Source organism: Nostoc cf. commune SO-36 (assembly GCF_023734775.1).
Taxonomy (GTDB): domain Bacteria; phylum Cyanobacteriota; class Cyanobacteriia; order Cyanobacteriales; family Nostocaceae; genus Nostoc; species Nostoc commune_A.
On the sequence record NZ_AP025732.1, the window covers coordinates 1742501 to 1759909 of the forward strand.

Sequence of the window (17409 nt, forward strand, 5' to 3'; positions counted from 1 at the left end):
CAAGCCGCAGGTAGACCAGTTTATTCGAGTGATTTATACAGTTTAGGAATGACGGTAATTTATTTGCTGACTGGTAAACAGGCGCAACAACTAGAAACGGATTCCCAGACGGGTGAAATTGTTTGGCGACAGTACGCGAGTCATGTTAGCCCAATTATGGCAGGAGTAATTGATCGGGCGATCGCATATCATCCACGCGATCGCTTCCCCACAGCCAGAGCAATGCTGGATACTTTGCAGAACATAGCAAATCCAATTCCACCGACGCAACCCCTCTTAACTCAACCGACTATAGTCTCTGCACCGCCACCTCAGACAGCACCTGTCAAGCCACAGTCTAACCCTCAAGGCAGTAGTCAGAATAATATCCTTTTCGGTAGTTTGATTGCAGGTGGGCTAATCGGTGCATCTGTGATTATTAGCCAGGTATTAACAAAATCTTCTCAACCTACAGCAGACAAAACGGTATTACCTTTAGAAACACCGTCAACTGGCACAAGCCCCGTGATAGAAACTCCTAAATTCATACCAACCACCCCATTTCCAACTCAATCTACATCTTCCCTAAATGCAGATGCTACCACGGCTGTCAGTACTTATTTCTGGCTTTCCCAAAGACTTGTAACTGATGCAGATTTGGATGGTAAAGACGGTTTTGAACTAGATATTATGCGAAATTCGATTTTTGCTAATCACGGTCGCCGTTTTGATACTTCTGAAATACAAGATTACTTTAATAAGCAACCTTGGTATCGTCCTATATATTCAGCAAAGCATTTCCACCTAAATTACTGTCAAAATTAGAGCAACAGAATGTAGACTATATCAGCAAATATCAAGATCGTTACGGCTTGAGATATTTTAAGAAATAAGAAAGATTTTTGTAATTATACCATTTCATAAAATATCGTAACTGCCTAGCTAGTAGTAATTGAGGCGAGAAAAACAGAGACATTACCAAGTAGCGCCTGAGTAATAACTTCCAGTAAGTTAAGACCCTGCTTAGAAGCAGTGGAAAGATGCATAACGGATATTAGCGAATGAAACCGCAAACTCGAAGGAGCGAAAACCACCGGAAATCTTCTGCTTACATTTCATCATCCGCAAGTCACGTTCTGCCTGATTATTGGTAAAGGGAACATCAGGTTGTGTCAGAAACCGTAAAACATCACTCTGAAATTTTGAAGCCGCAACAACAAGTTATGACCAACACGTCGTTTCACCCGCCCACGATTACCTTTGCGGATTAGGGGTGATTGAGAGGAGTGAAAACTCAGCCCTCGTTGTAGAATTTGCTCGTACAGTTGAGTCAGACGAGCAACAACATTTTTGGGAATACCTGATTGATAACGATGCTTGTAATTGCAAGCTAAAAGCAACAACTTGTTCATGGATTTAGCCCAAGGTTCTTGCTCGATTTCATCTATTGCTTTGAGTTCTCGAAGATGATGGGCATTACACAAAGCGTGATTGACATCAAGGAGTTGATAATAGGGTTTCCAATGGTCGTGGACTACTACACCCTTGATATCAGCTAATACTTCTATGTCTTTACGTTGAGGAGAAACTCGATACCAAGTTTGTGTTTTAGTGGCAACCACGTGCAGCCAATTGGTTTTACCACCAATCCTCAAAGAAAGTCTCGTCTAAATGTTTAACTGCTGCTGCTTTTACCTCAGAGGCCATCTCTGCTACTACTGGTTCTATGATTTGAGCCAGAGTCAAAGTTGTCTTTGCGATTGTCCCTGGTGTCATTCGGCAACCAAATAAATCTAGCAGCACTTCACTCAATCGGTCTTCGGGAATAAAGTGTTGATGATTTAGATAAGCTGCAACTGCTCTAATTCTGGCTCCATACTGTACTGGTGCTGTGACAGATTCTGGAAAACTACCTTGTAGGAGAGTTTTACATTCTGGACATTCTTTGACTGCCACTCTGTGTTCTGTGACGATGATGCGTGGGGCTGGTATATCAAATACTTGTCGCTTGATGATTTTTTTGATTCCTACATCCCCAATATCACTTCCACATCCAGGACATGAGCATGGTGTTGGATGTTCTACTATTTTCTCTGGCTCTAATACTTGTTTTAATGTCTGCCCTGGATGACCTATCTGCCCCCCTGATGGCCGCTTCCCTTTTTCTCTTAAACTTTTTGTCCGTATTTGATTTGACTTTTTGAGTCCGTCGCTGGCTGGTGGTTTTGAACTTGTTTGGCTATCTAGTCCCAAACTTCTCTCTAGCTCTGCTATCCTTTCCAGCAGTGCCTTAACCTCTAGCTCTAGCCTTTCTATTTTTTGATCTTTTTCTTCTGGACTCATTCTTGAACATTACCATCTTTCCTCCCTTCACGGGAATATCCCTGACTTTCCTACCTGGGCAGTTACAAAATATCTCATATATATAACGGTTCTCCTTTGCATAAACTACTTTTTTAAACCTCGCCCCTAACTCCTCTTCTTACAAAGGAGAAGAGAATATTTGCACGCCTCAAATACGGAGTGAGGTTCAGATTGTATTGCGCCCAAGTGAGAAGCGCTACATTGATAGGGGCATACTACTGTACGTCCTTACACGCGATACATTTATTACAAAATATTCTTATAAATGGTATAAATTCTAAGTATGTTAGCTGGAACTTATCGAAGGATTTATTGCTACTTATTAGATAATATCTAGGCTAGTTAGTGTAACATACCAGACAGATTATTAGATATTTAATAGCGTAAAATCGCTAGATATTAGAGGTTAATCCTAGCGAAGTCTATATGGAGTTAGAACTAAACTGTTCTTTTCTTACCCAAACTCCATCTCTAGATACTAGGCAGTTTTGGAACCAAGCATTTATATATAATATATAAGATTGCTATCTCGTAGATTAGCAATCTATAAGTTAAAGAAATGCCATTTTTATATTTTCTTTGTTATTTTGTATTTAACGGGACAGTTCTTCCCGATTTGGTGGGCTTAAATAACAATTAGTTAAACAATTTCCCCCCAAAGATGTATGTAAATTATTTGCCTTGTGCTTATTTTTGTTCCTAAATTTACAAGCACAATGCAAATTAGTTAAACAGATTACATATTAATATTGCCAATCGGCGAATAGTTCATCTACACAAGGAAAACCTTGCCTACCACTATGCTTAAAACAATTAATCAACGTATTTTTCTGCCTGCTTTTGTTAGCCTTTCAGAAGAAAAGAATCAAAAAGGTAGTAAAAAGCGATTTGCCAGACCTAAATTAGATTTACTGCAACCATTACGTCAATGGCTGGACAAAATTGAGATTCAGAATCGGAAATCAGCCAAACTTATTGTTAAATTGATTCCTGCTCAATGTCCATTTGAGCGCGATCTCATGCTGTTTGGTCGCAAAATAGGGCACATTCCGCCAATGTGCAAACTTAATCCGGTTTATAACGAACTTGTTTACTTGCGTTTTCGCGCTTTGTGTTATTTAGTAGATCAGTGTGGAGAAGATATTCAATCCTACTGCTGAAGATAACTAGAGAAAACACAATATGGAAATTAAAATTGAGCATCAACCTCAGACTTGAACGCCTCAATCAATTGGGTGTTTCTAAATGGGATATTTGGAAAAAGTAAGTCTCAAAATTTCCTTGGACTTATGATTTTCAAGAAACTTACTACTTTTTGGAAGGCGATGTTCTTGTTACTCCTGATGGTGGACAGCCAGTGCAAATGGGTAAAGGCGATTTGGTGACTTTTCCTGCTGGCATGTCCTGCACCTGGGAAATTACAAGCAACGTAAAAAACATTATTACTTTGATTAGTTAACAGAAAAGATTGATCCCCGTTGTCTAGTTGATGATCCTGAAGAAAACATCTCATAAGAAAATTTAGATTTGTATTATGCGGAGGTTCGCAGCGATTGTCGTAGGAGAAAGTGGCAGAATCGGTAAATTATATATATCTATCGAAACTCCTTGCAACTTTATTCTCTAAAGAATATTCATAGAAATAAATAGTTTTATTTCCTCCAAATTTTGCAGAAAATTATTGCCAGGTTGGTGGCTGATAACTAAAAATGTGAAAGCCATTGATCCCCGACTAGTTTGAGAAGTCGGGGATCTTATTATTGAAATTTATCATAACGATGTCTACGACAAGCCGCTTCTCTACAAGAGGCTATGCCACCACAAAAAATCTAGAGAGTTCATAATCATGTTAGTGGGAGTTTAGCAGAGAAAGGTTTTGTCCCACAGCAATTTTATTGAGGAAAATCATCAAAAATGTTACTGCATTTAAGTACTTGGCAAGAAGTCGAAGCTTATTTACAGCAGTCAAAGGGGATTATTTTCCCTATTGGTTCCACAGAACAACATGGGCCAACGGGGTTAATTGGCACTGATGCCATTTGTGCAGAAGCGATCGCAGCTGGTGTAGGTGATGCAACTGGTGCGATCGTTGGCCCTACAATCAATGTGGGCATGGCACTGCATCATACTGCCTTTCCTGGCTCAATCAGTCTACGTCCTAGCACTTTAATTCAAGTAGTGCGAGATTATGTAACTTGTTTAGCCAAAGCTGGTTTTAGCAAGTTCTACTTTATTAACGGACATGGTGGTAATATCGCCACCCTCAAAGCTGCTTTTTCCGAAACTTACGCGCATTTAGAAGATTTACAGATTCCCAATGCTCAACAGGTGCAATGTCAAGTGGCAAACTGGTTTATGTGCGGTTCTGTATATAAGCTAGCTAAAGAATTATATGGGGATCAAGAAGGTTCTCATGCAACGCCAAGTGAAGTAGCACTCACCCAGTATGTTTATCCAAATGCGATTAAGCAAGCATATCTTTCACCAGAAGTTGCAAGCGGACATCGGATTTATAGCGCTGCTGACTTTCGAGTGCATTATCCAGATGGACGTATGGGATCAAATCCGGCCTTAGCAACGCCTGAACATGGTAAGCAATTTTATGACTTGGCGGTGAAAGAACTTAGCAGTGGTTATTTGGAATTTGTGAACGCGGGATAAAAGTCGTAGAAAGACGCTGTAGAGATGCGAGTTAAATTGCGTCTCTGCATAAAATATCTTGAGAATTTAGATACTTTCGAGAGCTTTGAGTACCTCTACTGCTGACTGATATCGTTGACTAAAGTCGAAATGTACCATTCTATTTAAAATAATAACTAACTCGTTCGTAGCATCAGTTAGTTCGCGCCAATGTTGCCAAATCTGTTGATTGGCATCAGCTTCAATTTGAATAATTATTTCACCGGTATTTGTATCTCTGCGAAATTCTCTAGGATTTATTCCAGTTAAACCTTGTATTCCCATAATTCCCAACGCATAAATATCGCTGTTGAGTTTTGGCAAGCCGCTCATTTGTTCAGAAGGTGCATAACTAGGAGTGCCAATTGAAATTGTCTGAGCTTCTTGCTGCTGAGGTTGAATCTGCTTGACAGCACCAAAGTCAATTAAAACAATGTGTTGATCTGATTCTCGCCTAATCAAGTTACTAGGTTTGATATCTCGATGGATTACACCATAGCTATGAACAAAAACAAGTACGTTTAAAACTTCTTTGAGCATTTCCACAACTTCAGCTTGTTTTAGTCGCATCCCAGAGGATAACTCTTTATCCATAGCGTGCCCTCGAACAAATTCTTGGACTAAAGAAAATTGCTGATTTTCTTCAAAAAAAGCTAGCAGTTGGGGAATTTGCGGGTGCTTACCCAAAATTTCTAAAATTTCTGCTTCTGCGTTGAATAAGCGTCTGATAACATTTAAATATTCTGCATCTTGGTGGGGAGGTAGCAACTGTTTAACCACACACTGCGGATTACCAGGACGCTGGATATCATCAGCCAAATAAGTATTGCTAAATCCTCCAGAACCCAAGGGTTGAGTAATTTTGTAGCGGTTGTTTAGTAGTGTGCCTAATGTAATTTCTTGCCCGATGGAATCAACAATTACTGTTGGCGCTTCATTTGAGGCGTTGCCACGCTGCCGTAAAAGACCTTGCAATTCCACAATTAATTGTTGGTGTTCTTGAACCCGTTGGGTAATTTCTTGTTGCTCTTGCTTGGTTTGATAAGCACTATAGGCAAGGGCACTCCCGGCGGTAAATACTAACCCCAACGCCGAAGGTATGACTGGAAACCATCCAGCTTGGGTAAAAATGAAAAAATTGGCTCCAAATAATACTGCAAGTGCTGTTGCTCCTGCTAATCCTAAGCCTAGTGGATGTTGAATTCGCCATACCAGCAACCCACCAACTACAGTCCATCCCCATATCCAAAGGATTTTACCCCACTCAGGCAAAAACCAAAATAGAGGCTGTTTGTTAAGAACAGCGCTGAGAATTTGACTAACGCTGTGAGCGTGAATTTCAATTCCGGCCTTTTTGCCAGAATTATCTGATTTTCCACTAGCAAATGGCGTATTAAAAATATCATTTAAACTGTTGGCTGTTGAACCAATTAAAACGATGCGGTCTTTTACTAAATCTGGTTTAACTTGATTTGCAAGTACTTCTGTAATAGTACCTGCTGGGCAACCTGATGACCCGAACGGTAGTTAAGTAAGATTTGGTAGCCATTCGTATCTGCTTTTTGATAACCGCCAGCGTTACTTTGTAGGGGTTTAAATACTGTATCTCGTAGTCGTAGTTCTTTTTTAGGAGTAAATTCTAGTTGGATGCCTCCGACTTCTAAGTATTTGAGTGCTAGTTGTAAGCCAAAAGAATAAGTACTTTGACAAGAATCTGACTCTTCTGCACTTACCAGTAATAGGTTACGACGAATTGTAGCGTCAGTATCTTCTACGACATCATTAAATCCTACTCGCTCTGCTTCAACACCCTTTGGGGGTGCTATTCCCGGATTGTTAGAGCCAGAATGTTTGCAGATAGGAATGATGATATCGCTCTGTTGTAGGCGTTGCAATAGCTTCTCATGACCTGGCTGTACTGGTAAGTCACGAAAAATATCTAGACCAATGGTTCGCGGTTGATATTCTTCAAGTTTACCTAAGAGGCGGTCTAGAAGTTCACTAGAGAGAGGCCAATTCCATTTTTGGATATCTTTTTCAGTTAAAGCAACAATCAACAGACGAGAGTCTGGGCCTGGGTCGGCACGTAATTGCATCATTTGGTCGTAGACCTTCATTTCCAGAGGCTCGAAAACCCCCAGTTTTTGAATGCCGACTAGTAAAATAGTAGCGATCGCACTTGAAATAACAACTGGCTGTCTAAATAAACTTTTAAAATTTGCAACCATTTTTTTAAATAGGTTTTACTTTAAAATATACGTATATTTTTAGCTTAATTTTTATCATTGAAATTATTCTATGCAATTTGCAACTTTTCAAAAAATATATTAATCATATTTTACTTATAAAAATCTCAAAACTCAGATTCCCGAGTTCTGCAAAAAATCGGGAATCTTGTTGTTTATACATGATCAAGTATGCTTATATCTGTTTAAGATAATGCACGATCGCCTCTGCTGTTGGCAAATTAGTTGCTAGTAAAACTTGATTAATAGTGCATAATCTCAGCAGTGCTTCTTCATTTGCGTGACCCGTCTGAGGTTGCAGCAAATCTCTCAGAAAAATAACTGCTAAAATTTCTCCTGCTCCTACCAATGAAGCAATTGTTTGATATCCTCCAGAAGTTGGTGCGGGTGTTTGTTGACTAATAGTTATCCCCGCTTGCTGATGCAAGACTTCGCTAATAGATGGCCACGTAATTGTAAAGCTCTGCGAGAAAAACTCCTGATGCTGAGATACAAATTCAGCAAGTTCCGATTTCTTGCTTTCATGAGCGATGAGTACTATATTCCTTTCAATGACCATTTGCGGAGGTTCACTGACATTTATATCTTCTGGAGTTTCATCAGGTTGAGTTACTTCTACTTCAGAAACATCTTCAATAGTTTGACTGACGCTCTCAGAAGATCCACTTTCTATTATTTTCCAAGATTGAATATCAACTAACCCAGAAACTTCACTTTCTTGTGTAGAAACATCATTAACATCTACACTGATTTTTTCAGTATTTGTATTAGTCAAATCAATGTATTGATTGCTGAAAACTTCCGGGAAATTATCATCAGGTGCAGTAGATGCTTCAGGAACTTCATTAACTGTATTATCAGCAGTGTAACTAAGTTCTACTTCGTCTACATTTGCGGTGTCTTCTGCTGTAATTGGCGTATTTAAATCTATTGCTTCATCGCTAACATCGTGGGTAACTTGACTCTCCTCTAATAATTGGTTCAATGTTTTTTGCGGCTGAATATCCGCGTATTCAGAAACTTCATTGACCAACTCCTCAACATTTGTACTACTTCCTTCTACGACTGGCGTATCTAAATCTACCGCTTCATCGCTAACATCGTTGGTAACTTGACTCTCCTCTAATAATTGGTTCAATGTTTTTTGCGGCTGAATATCGGCGTATTCAGGAACTTCATTGACCAACTCCTCAATATCTGTACTAATTCCTTCTACGACTAGCGTATCCAATACCGTTTCATCATGAGTAGCTTCTGGAACAGCGCTTTCCTCCTCAGATACTTGGTGGAAAATATCACGAGGCTGTACGAAGGTAACTTCTGCTGCTAGCGCCGCCTCAAATGCATTCTCAGCATCAGTAGCTTTGGGAATGGCACTCTGTGCAGGAACTTCGCCGAAAATATCACGAGGCTGTACGAAGGTAACTTCTGCTTCCAGTGCTGCCTCTAACTCTGCATTTTCATTGTAGGTAGCTTCGGGAATAGCACTTGTATCACGCCGTTGTACAAAAGTAGATTCTGCTGCCAGTGCTGCTTCCAAGTTTGCAAGCTCATCATTAGCTGCTTGTAGAATAAGACTTTCCTCTTCAGGAGTTTCTATGATGTTTTCAGGTACAGCTACTGCTTCATTTGGTTGACTTAAAGAAACTTCTAAAGCTTCGTTGATTTCTGGAACTTCTACTTCCTCACCATCTGCGCTGACTTCTGGTACAACCAATGTACGCAAATCCACAATTTCATCACGAACATTGTGTGGAACTTCGCTGGCTGCTTCTGGTGACTCAATTATGTTTTCAGGGGCAATTATCTCAACAACCGGGATGACATCATTAGTTTGGGCAGAAACAACTTCTAAGACTTCGCTGGTTTCCAAGGAAACAACATTAAGTTCAGGTGTTGCTACTTCTTGGCTAACTGGCTGTGGAACTTCGTTGATTACCTGTGGGGGTGGAGTCGCAACGTTGGCGGCACTGATATTTTCAGGCGATCGCGGCCGAGAAAACAGTGAAGGATCTATAATTCTAAAGACTGTCTCTGGTTGCTCATAAACGGGAACAACTGCTTCCAAAATCAAAACATAATCTGCAATCCGAATAACATCTCCATCGCTCAAAGAATATGGTCGATCTTTTTCAGCTTGTTTCCCGTTAAATATTGACCCATTTCTACTGCCAAGGTCACAAAAGTAGTAATTTCCACCTTTCATAAAAAACTTAGCATGTACCCGACTGATATCAGGGCTGTCTAGGAGTAAATCAGAATCAGGAGAACGGCCTATTAGCCATTCTCCTCTCTTGGGAGTTTCTATGGTAAGGTCAACCTCATTGACTTCACTTAGATTTGGTGAGTAGCTAACTTTTACTTTCATATTAATTTTTGGTTAATTTTATTGATTTCTGCCACCCAGCGCTGACGGGTAGTATGTTCTAAATTTAAAATATCATCTTGTGACCAGTGGAAATGATAAGCAATAAAAGCTACCTCCTCATATAAAGTATCAGAGGGGTAGCTTACGACTCCCCCGCTAGTTCTAGCTCCACTGAAAACTGAGTATTGCAGTGGGGACATTGTGTCGGAATGTGTACATTACCTTGCTGATTGATTCGATTGTAAAATTCTCGGAGATAGGCAATGTCATGTAAGAGGAGTCCTTCGAGTAAATCAGGACTAACAGAGTTGAAACTGCCCAAGCGAGTAATTACCCGTGCAAGCATAACCAAAACACCATAAGCAGGATTTTCCTGAACTTTGCGCTCTTGTTGCACCAAAATTTCATCTTTGGCGGTGGCTAAACGCATCACCCCATGACGATGTATTCGGTGTTCATTATCACTCAATCCTCTAGGAAGAGTGAAGGCAAATTCTGTGCAGAGAGTATCTTTCTTACGGGGCATAGATAATTTGGGGATTGGGGATTGTGAATGAGTCTTTGATACTCGTGAATGAGTCTTTTATACTCGCTGACGAGTCTTTGAACTCCGTTAATGAGTCTTTTATACTCGCTAACGAGTCTTTAATACTCGTGAATGAGTCTTTTATACTCGCTGACGAGTCTTTGAACTCCGTTAATGAGTCTTTTATACTCGCTGACGAGTCTTTGATACTCGTGAATGAGCCTTTTATACTCGCTGACGAGTCTTTGAACTCCGTTAATGAGTCTTTTATACTCGCCAACGAGTCTTTAATACTCGTGAATGAGTCTTTGATACTCGTGAATGAGTTTTTTTTCTATTCTCTTAGTCCCTCATCCCAATCCCCAATGCCCAATTCAATTATGAAGAAGTGCTTCGGGCGAATTTACTGTATCTTCTGGGATGGAAGTTTCGCCTTCCAACCCATTGATTCGACGGTAAAAATCTTGGAGGTAATTTAAATCTTGGGAAAAAAAGTTTTCCACTATTGCCGGAGTCACCTCTGATAAAGCACCCAAGTGGGTAATCACCCGCGACAAGATAATAATTGTGGCATAAACGGGATTAGCTTTAACGCGTGGGTCACGCAAAGGTGCAATCTCGTCTATCGCCGTTGATAACCGCATTACACCTTTGCGGTGGAGGTTGCCTTCAGAGTCTAGATACCCCTTTGGCAGTGTAAATTCAAACTCTGTGGGAAACATAATCCTCCTAATTACTTCACGCGTTTAAATTCCTCAAAAGCAACCTCCACTTCCTCAATTTCGATGTCATGGCTGCGGGCGTTGACATCGGCAATTTTGTAACTTGCAGGCCAAGCACCGGCTAATTCAAATCTAGCCACTTCTTGATTTGCCTGATTATAAATAGATAAAGCAACCAGCCTACGTTGCTGTGACCAATTACCCTGCTGGACTTTTTCGAACCACTTCCAAAAATCCATAGAGTTGGTAGTACCTCTACGCAGAATGAGATTACCACTCTTGGGATTGCTAGGAAGCTTAGTTCTCACGACCTGACCTTTTGATTGCCCTTTTGTACCCCAGGCTTGAGAAGTGACTTCAGTAATTTCAATTACCTCTTGTGTTCTTTTGAAGCCTTGACACTCCAAAAAGAAACAATTGGCATCGTTTTGACCTTCTAGTGTCAGTTCTAGATAGAACCGATGGGCTGTAAGGACTTCTGGAATTCGGCTTGCGGATTGTACCACTGTTAAATAATTCGTAATTCGTAATGACGCTCGCGGACTCGCTACCGCTACGCTAACGTAATTCGTAATGACGCTCTCTACGAGACGCTAAAAGCGAACGCGGACTCGCTAACGTAATTCGTAATGAAGCTTGCGGCCTCGCTACCGCTACGCTCTAAGCAAAGCTATGCCGCAAGCTTTACGTAATTACGATTATTTGATTCGTTTAATTCCTTCGTGAACCAATTCAACTGTTTCATTTGCCATATCACCACCAGAGGCTGTTAAGGTGGGCCCAGTATATTTACATGGATAACAATTGACAATGTTCCAGCGTGCTTTTTCAGAGCCTTGTTGGTCATAAGCAACCACCGAACCAGTCTTACGGTTCTGTGACCACTGACGAGGATCACCCATGTCTTCGTTACACTTTTGATACCAAGTATAAAGGTCTATATCATCTGTAGCGATGACTTTTACTGTAATGTTGGTAAATTTCACAACAGTTGGTGTAGCTTGGCGCATTAGTTTAGCGCCTTTAGATGAACCGTGAACTTCTTGCGCTGGAGTGTTTTCAACGCCTAGCCCACTAATTTCTTTGATAAATTTATCAGTAATACCATCAGCCTCGAAGTAAAATTTACAAGAGGTTAAAAATTCGCCTGCCATACTTTTAGATTCCTTTGTGTGTAGTTAATTTGGGAATTGGGAATGGGGAATGGGTTACAGGTTATAGGTTACAGGTTATAGGTTATTCCCTGTCACCTGTAACCTATCCCCTAATTCCAATGCCCTATTCGTTATCTTCAATGCCATTCCATTGGCTGATACGGAAAACAACAAATTCAGCAGGTCTAACGGGACAAACACCGACTTCGATGTACAAACGTCCTAGAATCCTGGTTTCTGGTGGGTTCAATTCTTCGTCACATTTGACATAAAATGCTTGTGCTGGAGATGCCCCAAATAAAGCACCTTCACGCCAGATGCGCTCTAAGAAGTTACTAACGGTGCGGGTGACACGCGCCCATAAATCTTGGTCGTTGGGTTCAAAAACTACCCATTGAGTTCCCAATTCTAAGGATTTTTCGATATAGCTAATTAGCCGACGCACACTGATGTAACGCCATTCTGTTTTATCTGGCTCAACTAGTGTGCGTGCGCCCCAAATGCGAATACCTCGATTGGGGAAGCTGCGAATGCAGTTTATCCCCAGGGGGTTTAATAGTTCTTGTTCGCGGAAGTTAGTGTCGTAGCCTAAACCAATTACGCCTCTGGGAACTTCATTTGCAGGCGCTTTGTAAACTCCTCTGGTTTCGTCGGTGCGGGCCCAAACACCCATCACATGACCACAAGGAGGTACTAAAATTGGATTACCGCGATCGCGTGGATTAGGTACTTTAATCCAAGGATAATAAAGGGCCGCAAACATCGAACGACGGTTAAACCTATTCAACCACTCCACAACTTGTTGAGGTTTAACGGCATCCGGTGGCGCATCAAGTACAACCATGCGGTTGGGCGGGTTGGGGATATCGCCACTAGCAGAACCCTCACACATACTAATCATCAGTTCGATGATGCCATGAACTTGATCTAAATTCAGTATCTGCTCTTGATAAGCCCGCATCACATCAGGACAGGCCAGCATTGTGATTTCATCAACTTCAAAGATACCCCGTACCCCGGTGCGATCGTCTCGAACCCCTTCTAAATTTTGCGAAAATCTATCGGGTGTGGCAGCAACAATCGGCGGCGCTAGTTCATATTGACCATTAACGGGACGACGAGCTAAAGGCTGTCCACTTTGAGTTATGTCTTCTACAGTGATATACAGCGAATTTCTCAATGCCGCCAGCGCATAAGTCGCTGTTTGAGCAGCAGGCTCGCGGTTCATTGTCAAGTTTTCGTATTGCTCTAAAAGTTCATCTCCCCGACGAATTTGAATGGTGAAATATTCACCCGTATTTGGAGGCGCTTCTCCTTCAGTACCTTCGGGTAGGGCGCGGGGTGAACCATCAATAATGACGAGATTTACTAATCCGCCTGCTGCTTGCTCAGGACGCAAAGTAAAGCGGAGGGCTGGACGATTACCTCTAGAGTTGATTCTGAGAGTAGCCGGTTCTGGAGTTGCTGGTCTAGGTGCGCCTGGTAACTGAGTGCCAATGCTTGTTACCCAGCAACGACCGCCACCATTCATAAAGTAGCCGTAGACTGAAAAGGGTAAATAGGCGTTGAAGTCGGTGAAGCCGTCAGAGTTGGGACGGGCAAAATAGTTTAAATATTGCGTCCAAGTGGTTACTAGTGTGGGCTTGTATAACTCAGCCCCACCGCGAACGTCTTCTGTAAAGCCGACAAATCCAGCTACTGCTGTGCTAACACCTTCAATTGGTCGGCTACCCCGGTCAATTTCTTCGATGTAGACACCAGGAGCAAAGTAATCAAGTCTAGCCATGAAAGTTTCTCCAAGTCAGTAAAAATCTAATTATTCAGGAGTTAGAAATATTTCTTTGAAAGTATTACTTTGGTTATCTACCAATGCATTGACGTTTTGGGGTAAATAGCCAGGATGATTCAGAGTCAAAACATAATTACCTAAATGAAGGTCTTCAAAAAAGAACAGCCCTTCTTTAGTAGTTAATATGGACTTTTCAGTTCCCATCACAGCAACTTCTGTCGCTACCAACGGCAGATTTGTCACCGCACTTTTGACAATACCCGCGATCGCAACTCGTCTGGTTAATACTAAACTGTCACTATCGCGAGACAATTGATTTCGCAAATTGAAAATTCGCTCCCAAACCAAAGGCACTGGGGTAGGTTGTGGCTCGAAGGGTATTGTAACTGTCAAATACAAGGCTGAACGCAACGGCACATTGAGAGCGCTCCATAAAGAGCCAATCTCAATTGGTGGCTCTAGGGCAACTGTCATGTTCAAATTACCATAGCCTCGTAATTCAGGAACCAAAAACTCCTCTTCCAAGGTGCGATGGCGCAACAGCACAGTCAACGCCTCACTAATAAAGTGATGCTCACCTAAAGCTGTTCTATCCCAAGCTGTTAAGAGTAGCGAAAACATCAAACCAAGCCGGGGCCCAATTTACAGTGGCAGGTTGTAGAGCGCGTGTTAGCTTGCGTTCTACTTGCCTACCAGAATGTTGTACCTGCTTACTCTCACGTATATCAAAAATGTATAAATTGAGAGTCGGGCCTGCTCCCTCTTCCCTTCGATTACCAGGATGGCTAAAGTCAATTTGCTCTGTACTGGTAAGTGAGGTTCCTCCAGCGAGAATTTCGGCTAAAGTTTGAAGAACGAAGATAAGCATGAAGGTGTTCTGCTGGTAGCTAATCCAGATGCCTATACAGTATATGTATCGGGCTTCTAAAGTTAATTAGACTTTTGTCGATATTTTTTAAATGGGGTATTGGGTCAAGAATCCGTAAAGTAGCAACTTCAGTTTGTAGATTAATCTAGAGCAGTTCTTAATTGGACGCACTACATTTTTTTCTTGTGGGGTGGGTTGAAAAGCATTGGTGTCAAGTTAAGGCAGAAGCCCAAATGTCAAAGGTATATTCATCGAATTCGGGGTGTCGTTTATTAAATTCGGGCAGTTGTTCATTGAATTCGGGCAGTCGTTTATTGAATTCGGGCAGTCGTTTATTGAATTCGGGCAGTCGTTTATTGAATTCGGGCAGTCGTTTATTGAATTCGGGCAGTCGTTTATTGAATTCGGGCAGTCGTTTATTGAATTCGGGCAGCCGTTTATTGAATTCGGGCAGCCGTTTATTGAATTCGGGCAGCCGATTATTATTTTTGTTCAATTTTAATTTGAGGAGGACAAAACCTAAACACAAAAAGACTTTTCATCCAGTCCCCAGTCCCTAGCTATACTAGTTGACCCCAGTGATTTCATCTTAACTTGAGACTAATGGCTGAAAAGCCGACCCAAGTAGTCCATTAAGCTAACGAAAGCTTGGGTACGTAGTCAGCATTTCAGTGCTTAAACATCAGGACAAAAGTCCTGACTACAAACTTCTTTACACAGCAAAGTTAGCTTGATACACGTGTCAATACAAACCTTAATAATTATTTGTATGAATTATCTCAAAAGAGAACTTAACAAAAAAATAAACATTCCTGAAATTGCATAATTTTATACTGGTCAGCAGAAGAGTAAAAACATTTGGTTGCAAAAAGCGAGTGAAGCTATGACACTAGGCTTTTCTGTCCAAAAACTAGACAATGGCTCTAATTATTTGAGTTCCTTAGACGTCCAAAGCTTTTGTCAGCTTGAGTCTGAGCAGTTAACTAGTAAGTATCCAATTTTTTTCGCTCGAATTGTCTATCATGATTCATTATTGAGAGCTAATCAAGAGGTGATAAATTATGGTGAAGACCAAGTTCCTTTTTCCCCAAAAACTTTAGCTTATTTGCGCTCGGAAGCATGGCTTACGGATTTTCCACCTGTTTTGACTTTACAGGAATTTAAGCTTAAAGACTTTTCATCTATTTGTTACATTTGCCCCATATCCTATAGAAATCAAAAAACTGAATATATTCAAATCATTACTCATGAACGTCTCTCGTCGAGTTTACAACTATATGTAAAACGCTCTGCTATGCTGCTGAGTAAGTATGTAGATATTTCCTGGGACTATGGCAGACAAAAAACTGAAATTAAACTCCTAGAAGATATCTTGCATCGAGTCGGTCATCAATTACGTAACTCTCTAGGACTCATAGGATTGTATGCACATAATTTATGCTTAGGTTTAGAGGATAGCCCTTGGCAAGAGCAAGCAACAATTATCGGCGAAAGTATACAAGATTTGGATACTAATTTAAATGAACTAATTGATTGCGGTCAAAGTGCAAAATTAAGGGTAACACTTCAAGATTTAAGAAGTTTAGTGGTTGAAAGTCTCACAAATTTGCAACCTCTAATTAATCAGAAAAAACTTAAAATATTGATTCCCGATACATCGACAATACTGAAGATAGACAAATTACAAATGAAACAAGTATTTGATAATATCCTCAGTAATGCCGCTCATTTCAGTCCTAATTCAGGAACTATTACCTGTAGCTGGCAAATTTTCCAAGATGAAGTTTTAATTAAAATCTCCGATCAAGGGCCAGGATTGTCTCAAGAAGACTTACAAAAAATATTTACCCCATTTTATTCCCGACGGAAAGGAGGTACAGGGCTGGGTTTAACTATTGCTAAAAAAATTGTTTTAGATCACCAAGGAAGTATCTGGGCACAAGTTTTATCAGAAAGTGGGGCACAATTTTCGATGATTTTGCCTCGTTCAAGGAGCGTGAATTAATTCGTAATTCATCATAAAAACATGATTAATGATAATAAGAAACTTTCGGTTTTGCTTGTAGATGACGAAGAACGTTTTCGTCAAGGGTTACGTACTCTCTTGAATTTTTATAGTATTAATTCTGCGTTACCTGTAGAAGTGATAGGTGATGCGGATTCTGTAGAGCAAGTTTTAAAGTTTACAAGCCAGAAGTGTCCAGATTTAATTTTGCTGGATATGCAATTGAAAGGATGTGATGGAATTACAGTTTTGGCACGTCTTAAGGAGACTGCTTACACTGGGAAAGTTTTAGTATTGTCGGCTCATCAAGAAGATGACTGGATTTTTAGAGCGATGCAGGCGGGAGCCGCAGGTTATGTGTTTAAAAATCGTTTAGCAACACAATTGTGTGAAGCTATTGACACTGTAACTAGGTCGGAAATTTATCTACCTTCAGAAGTTGCTAGTCGATTTTTTCGGTTTTTTCAGGCTTATTCAGATTCTTGTGTAAAAGCATGTCATGAAGTGCATTTGACCGAAAGAGAGCAAGAAGTTTTATATTGGTTAACTCAAGGTGCTTCTAATGAAAAAATAGCTAAACATTTATATGTGACAGTCGCTACTGTTAAGGCGCATCTCACAAGTATTTTTGAAAAATTGAAGGTTACTAGCCGGACTCAAGCGATTGTGGCTGCTCTTAAGTTAGGATTGGTTCACACTTGAACACGAC

At 40.7% G+C, this 17409-nt stretch carries 18 protein-coding genes and 3 pseudogenes (1 of these 21 running past the window's edge); 7 read left to right on the plus strand and 14 right to left on the minus strand.

Translation table 11 applies throughout. From position 1 onward, the window contains the following. A pseudogene (locus ANSO36C_RS07630) lies at nucleotides 1–872 on the plus strand (protein kinase domain-containing protein); it begins 576 nt to the left of the window's first position. A 130-nt stretch (nucleotides 873–1002) separates the two neighbouring features. On the opposite strand, the gene ANSO36C_RS07635 reads toward ANSO36C_RS07630, so the two are convergent. From ANSO36C_RS07635 to ANSO36C_RS07645, 3 genes are read right to left on the minus strand one after another with little or no spacing between them, the layout of a single operon-like run. Then, complete coding sequence (locus ANSO36C_RS07635; RefSeq protein ID WP_251960275.1) at nucleotides 1003–1155, minus strand: IS66 family transposase; 153 nt, start codon at nucleotides 1153–1155, stop codon at nucleotides 1003–1005. Next, nucleotides 1152–1601: an IS66 family transposase gene (locus tag ANSO36C_RS07640; protein WP_251959037.1), complete on the minus strand. Its 450-nt coding sequence runs from the start codon at nucleotides 1599–1601 to the stop codon at nucleotides 1152–1154. Before ANSO36C_RS07640 ends, ANSO36C_RS07635 begins: the two co-directional genes overlap by 4 nt. 16 nt (nucleotides 1602–1617) lie before the next feature. Then, the gene (locus tag ANSO36C_RS07645) at nucleotides 1618–2322 is read right to left on the minus strand and encodes a DUF6444 domain-containing protein (RefSeq protein WP_251955366.1); all 705 of its coding nucleotides are present in this window, start codon (nucleotides 2320–2322) and stop codon (nucleotides 1618–1620) included. An 821-nt stretch (nucleotides 2323–3143) separates the two neighbouring features. Here ANSO36C_RS07645 and ANSO36C_RS07650 point away from each other — a divergent pair. From ANSO36C_RS07650 to ANSO36C_RS07660, 3 genes and pseudogenes are all read left to right on the plus strand, one after another. Further along, nucleotides 3144–3503, plus strand: a complete 360-nt coding sequence (locus ANSO36C_RS07650; protein ID WP_251959038.1) for a Mo-dependent nitrogenase C-terminal domain-containing protein — start codon at nucleotides 3144–3146, stop codon at nucleotides 3501–3503. Between the two features lie 22 nt (nucleotides 3504–3525). Further along, nucleotides 3526–3798 (plus strand): annotated as a pseudogene (locus tag ANSO36C_RS07655) (cupin domain-containing protein). Between the two features lie 459 nt (nucleotides 3799–4257). Further along, a complete protein-coding gene (locus ANSO36C_RS07660) occupies nucleotides 4258–5004 on the plus strand; it encodes a creatininase family protein (RefSeq protein WP_251959039.1) in 747 nt (248 codons plus the stop codon). Between the two features lie 66 nt (nucleotides 5005–5070). On the opposite strand, the gene ANSO36C_RS07665 is transcribed toward ANSO36C_RS07660, so the two are convergent. The 11 genes and pseudogenes from ANSO36C_RS07665 to ANSO36C_RS07715 all read right to left on the minus strand — a co-directional run bounded on the left by ANSO36C_RS07665 (nucleotide 5071) and on the right by ANSO36C_RS07715 (nucleotide 14695). Next, nucleotides 5071–6294 carry a serine/threonine-protein kinase gene (locus ANSO36C_RS07665; RefSeq protein WP_251959040.1) on the minus strand — a complete coding sequence of 408 codons (1224 nt, stop codon included), beginning with the start codon at nucleotides 6292–6294 and terminating at the stop codon, nucleotides 5071–5073. A gap of 3 nt (nucleotides 6295–6297) precedes the next feature. Further along, a pseudogene (locus tag ANSO36C_RS07675) lies at nucleotides 6298–7250 on the minus strand (CHASE2 domain-containing protein); the annotation flags it as partial. Nucleotides 7251–7443: 193 nt separating this feature from the next. Next, the gene (locus ANSO36C_RS07680; protein WP_251959042.1) at nucleotides 7444–9636 is read right to left on the minus strand and encodes an FHA domain-containing protein; all 2193 of its coding nucleotides are present in this window, start codon (nucleotides 9634–9636) and stop codon (nucleotides 7444–7446) included. Continuing rightward, nucleotides 9633–9836, minus strand: a complete 204-nt coding sequence (locus ANSO36C_RS34180) for a DUF6760 family protein (RefSeq protein ID WP_323374572.1) — start codon at nucleotides 9834–9836, stop codon at nucleotides 9633–9635. The genes ANSO36C_RS07680 and ANSO36C_RS34180 overlap by 4 nt, the downstream gene beginning before the upstream one ends. Beyond that, nucleotides 9779–10162 (minus strand): phage tail assembly protein, encoded by a 384-nt coding sequence (locus tag ANSO36C_RS07685; RefSeq protein WP_251959043.1) that lies wholly within the window; start codon nucleotides 10160–10162, stop codon nucleotides 9779–9781. Before ANSO36C_RS07685 ends, ANSO36C_RS34180 begins: the two co-directional genes overlap by 58 nt. 374 nt (nucleotides 10163–10536) lie before the next feature. Next, a complete protein-coding gene (locus ANSO36C_RS07690; RefSeq protein ID WP_251959044.1) occupies nucleotides 10537–10884 on the minus strand; it encodes a hypothetical protein in 348 nt (115 codons plus the stop codon). Nucleotides 10885–10895: 11 nt separating this feature from the next. Next, entirely contained in the window at nucleotides 10896–11390 is a 495-nt protein-coding gene (locus tag ANSO36C_RS07695) for a phage tail protein (protein ID WP_251959045.1), read from the minus strand. A 192-nt stretch (nucleotides 11391–11582) separates the two neighbouring features. Beyond that, nucleotides 11583–12038, minus strand: coding sequence for a phage tail protein (locus ANSO36C_RS07700; RefSeq protein WP_251959046.1), 456 nt, complete (start codon nucleotides 12036–12038; stop codon nucleotides 11583–11585). Between the two features lie 124 nt (nucleotides 12039–12162). After that, entirely contained in the window at nucleotides 12163–13824 is a 1662-nt protein-coding gene (locus tag ANSO36C_RS07705; RefSeq protein WP_251959047.1) for a phage tail sheath family protein, read from the minus strand. Nucleotides 13825–13854: 30 nt separating this feature from the next. Then, entirely contained in the window at nucleotides 13855–14448 is a 594-nt protein-coding gene (locus tag ANSO36C_RS07710; protein WP_251959048.1) for a Pvc16 family protein, read from the minus strand. After that, a complete protein-coding gene (locus ANSO36C_RS07715; protein WP_251959049.1) occupies nucleotides 14417–14695 on the minus strand; it encodes a hypothetical protein in 279 nt (92 codons plus the stop codon). Before ANSO36C_RS07715 ends, ANSO36C_RS07710 begins: the two co-directional genes overlap by 32 nt. A 262-nt stretch (nucleotides 14696–14957) precedes the next feature. Here ANSO36C_RS07715 and ANSO36C_RS07720 point away from each other — a divergent pair, with 262 nt between their 5' ends. From ANSO36C_RS07720 to ANSO36C_RS07730, 3 genes are all read left to right on the plus strand, one after another. Then, complete coding sequence (locus tag ANSO36C_RS07720) at nucleotides 14958–15197, plus strand: hypothetical protein (protein WP_251959050.1); 240 nt, start codon at nucleotides 14958–14960, stop codon at nucleotides 15195–15197. A gap of 381 nt (nucleotides 15198–15578) precedes the next feature. Then, entirely contained in the window at nucleotides 15579–16700 is a 1122-nt protein-coding gene (locus ANSO36C_RS07725) for a sensor histidine kinase (protein ID WP_251959051.1), read from the plus strand. A 21-nt stretch (nucleotides 16701–16721) separates the two neighbouring features. Further along, nucleotides 16722–17402: a response regulator transcription factor gene (locus ANSO36C_RS07730; RefSeq protein ID WP_251959052.1), complete on the plus strand. Its 681-nt coding sequence runs from the start codon at nucleotides 16722–16724 to the stop codon at nucleotides 17400–17402. Nucleotides 17403–17409 lie beyond the last annotated feature (7 nt).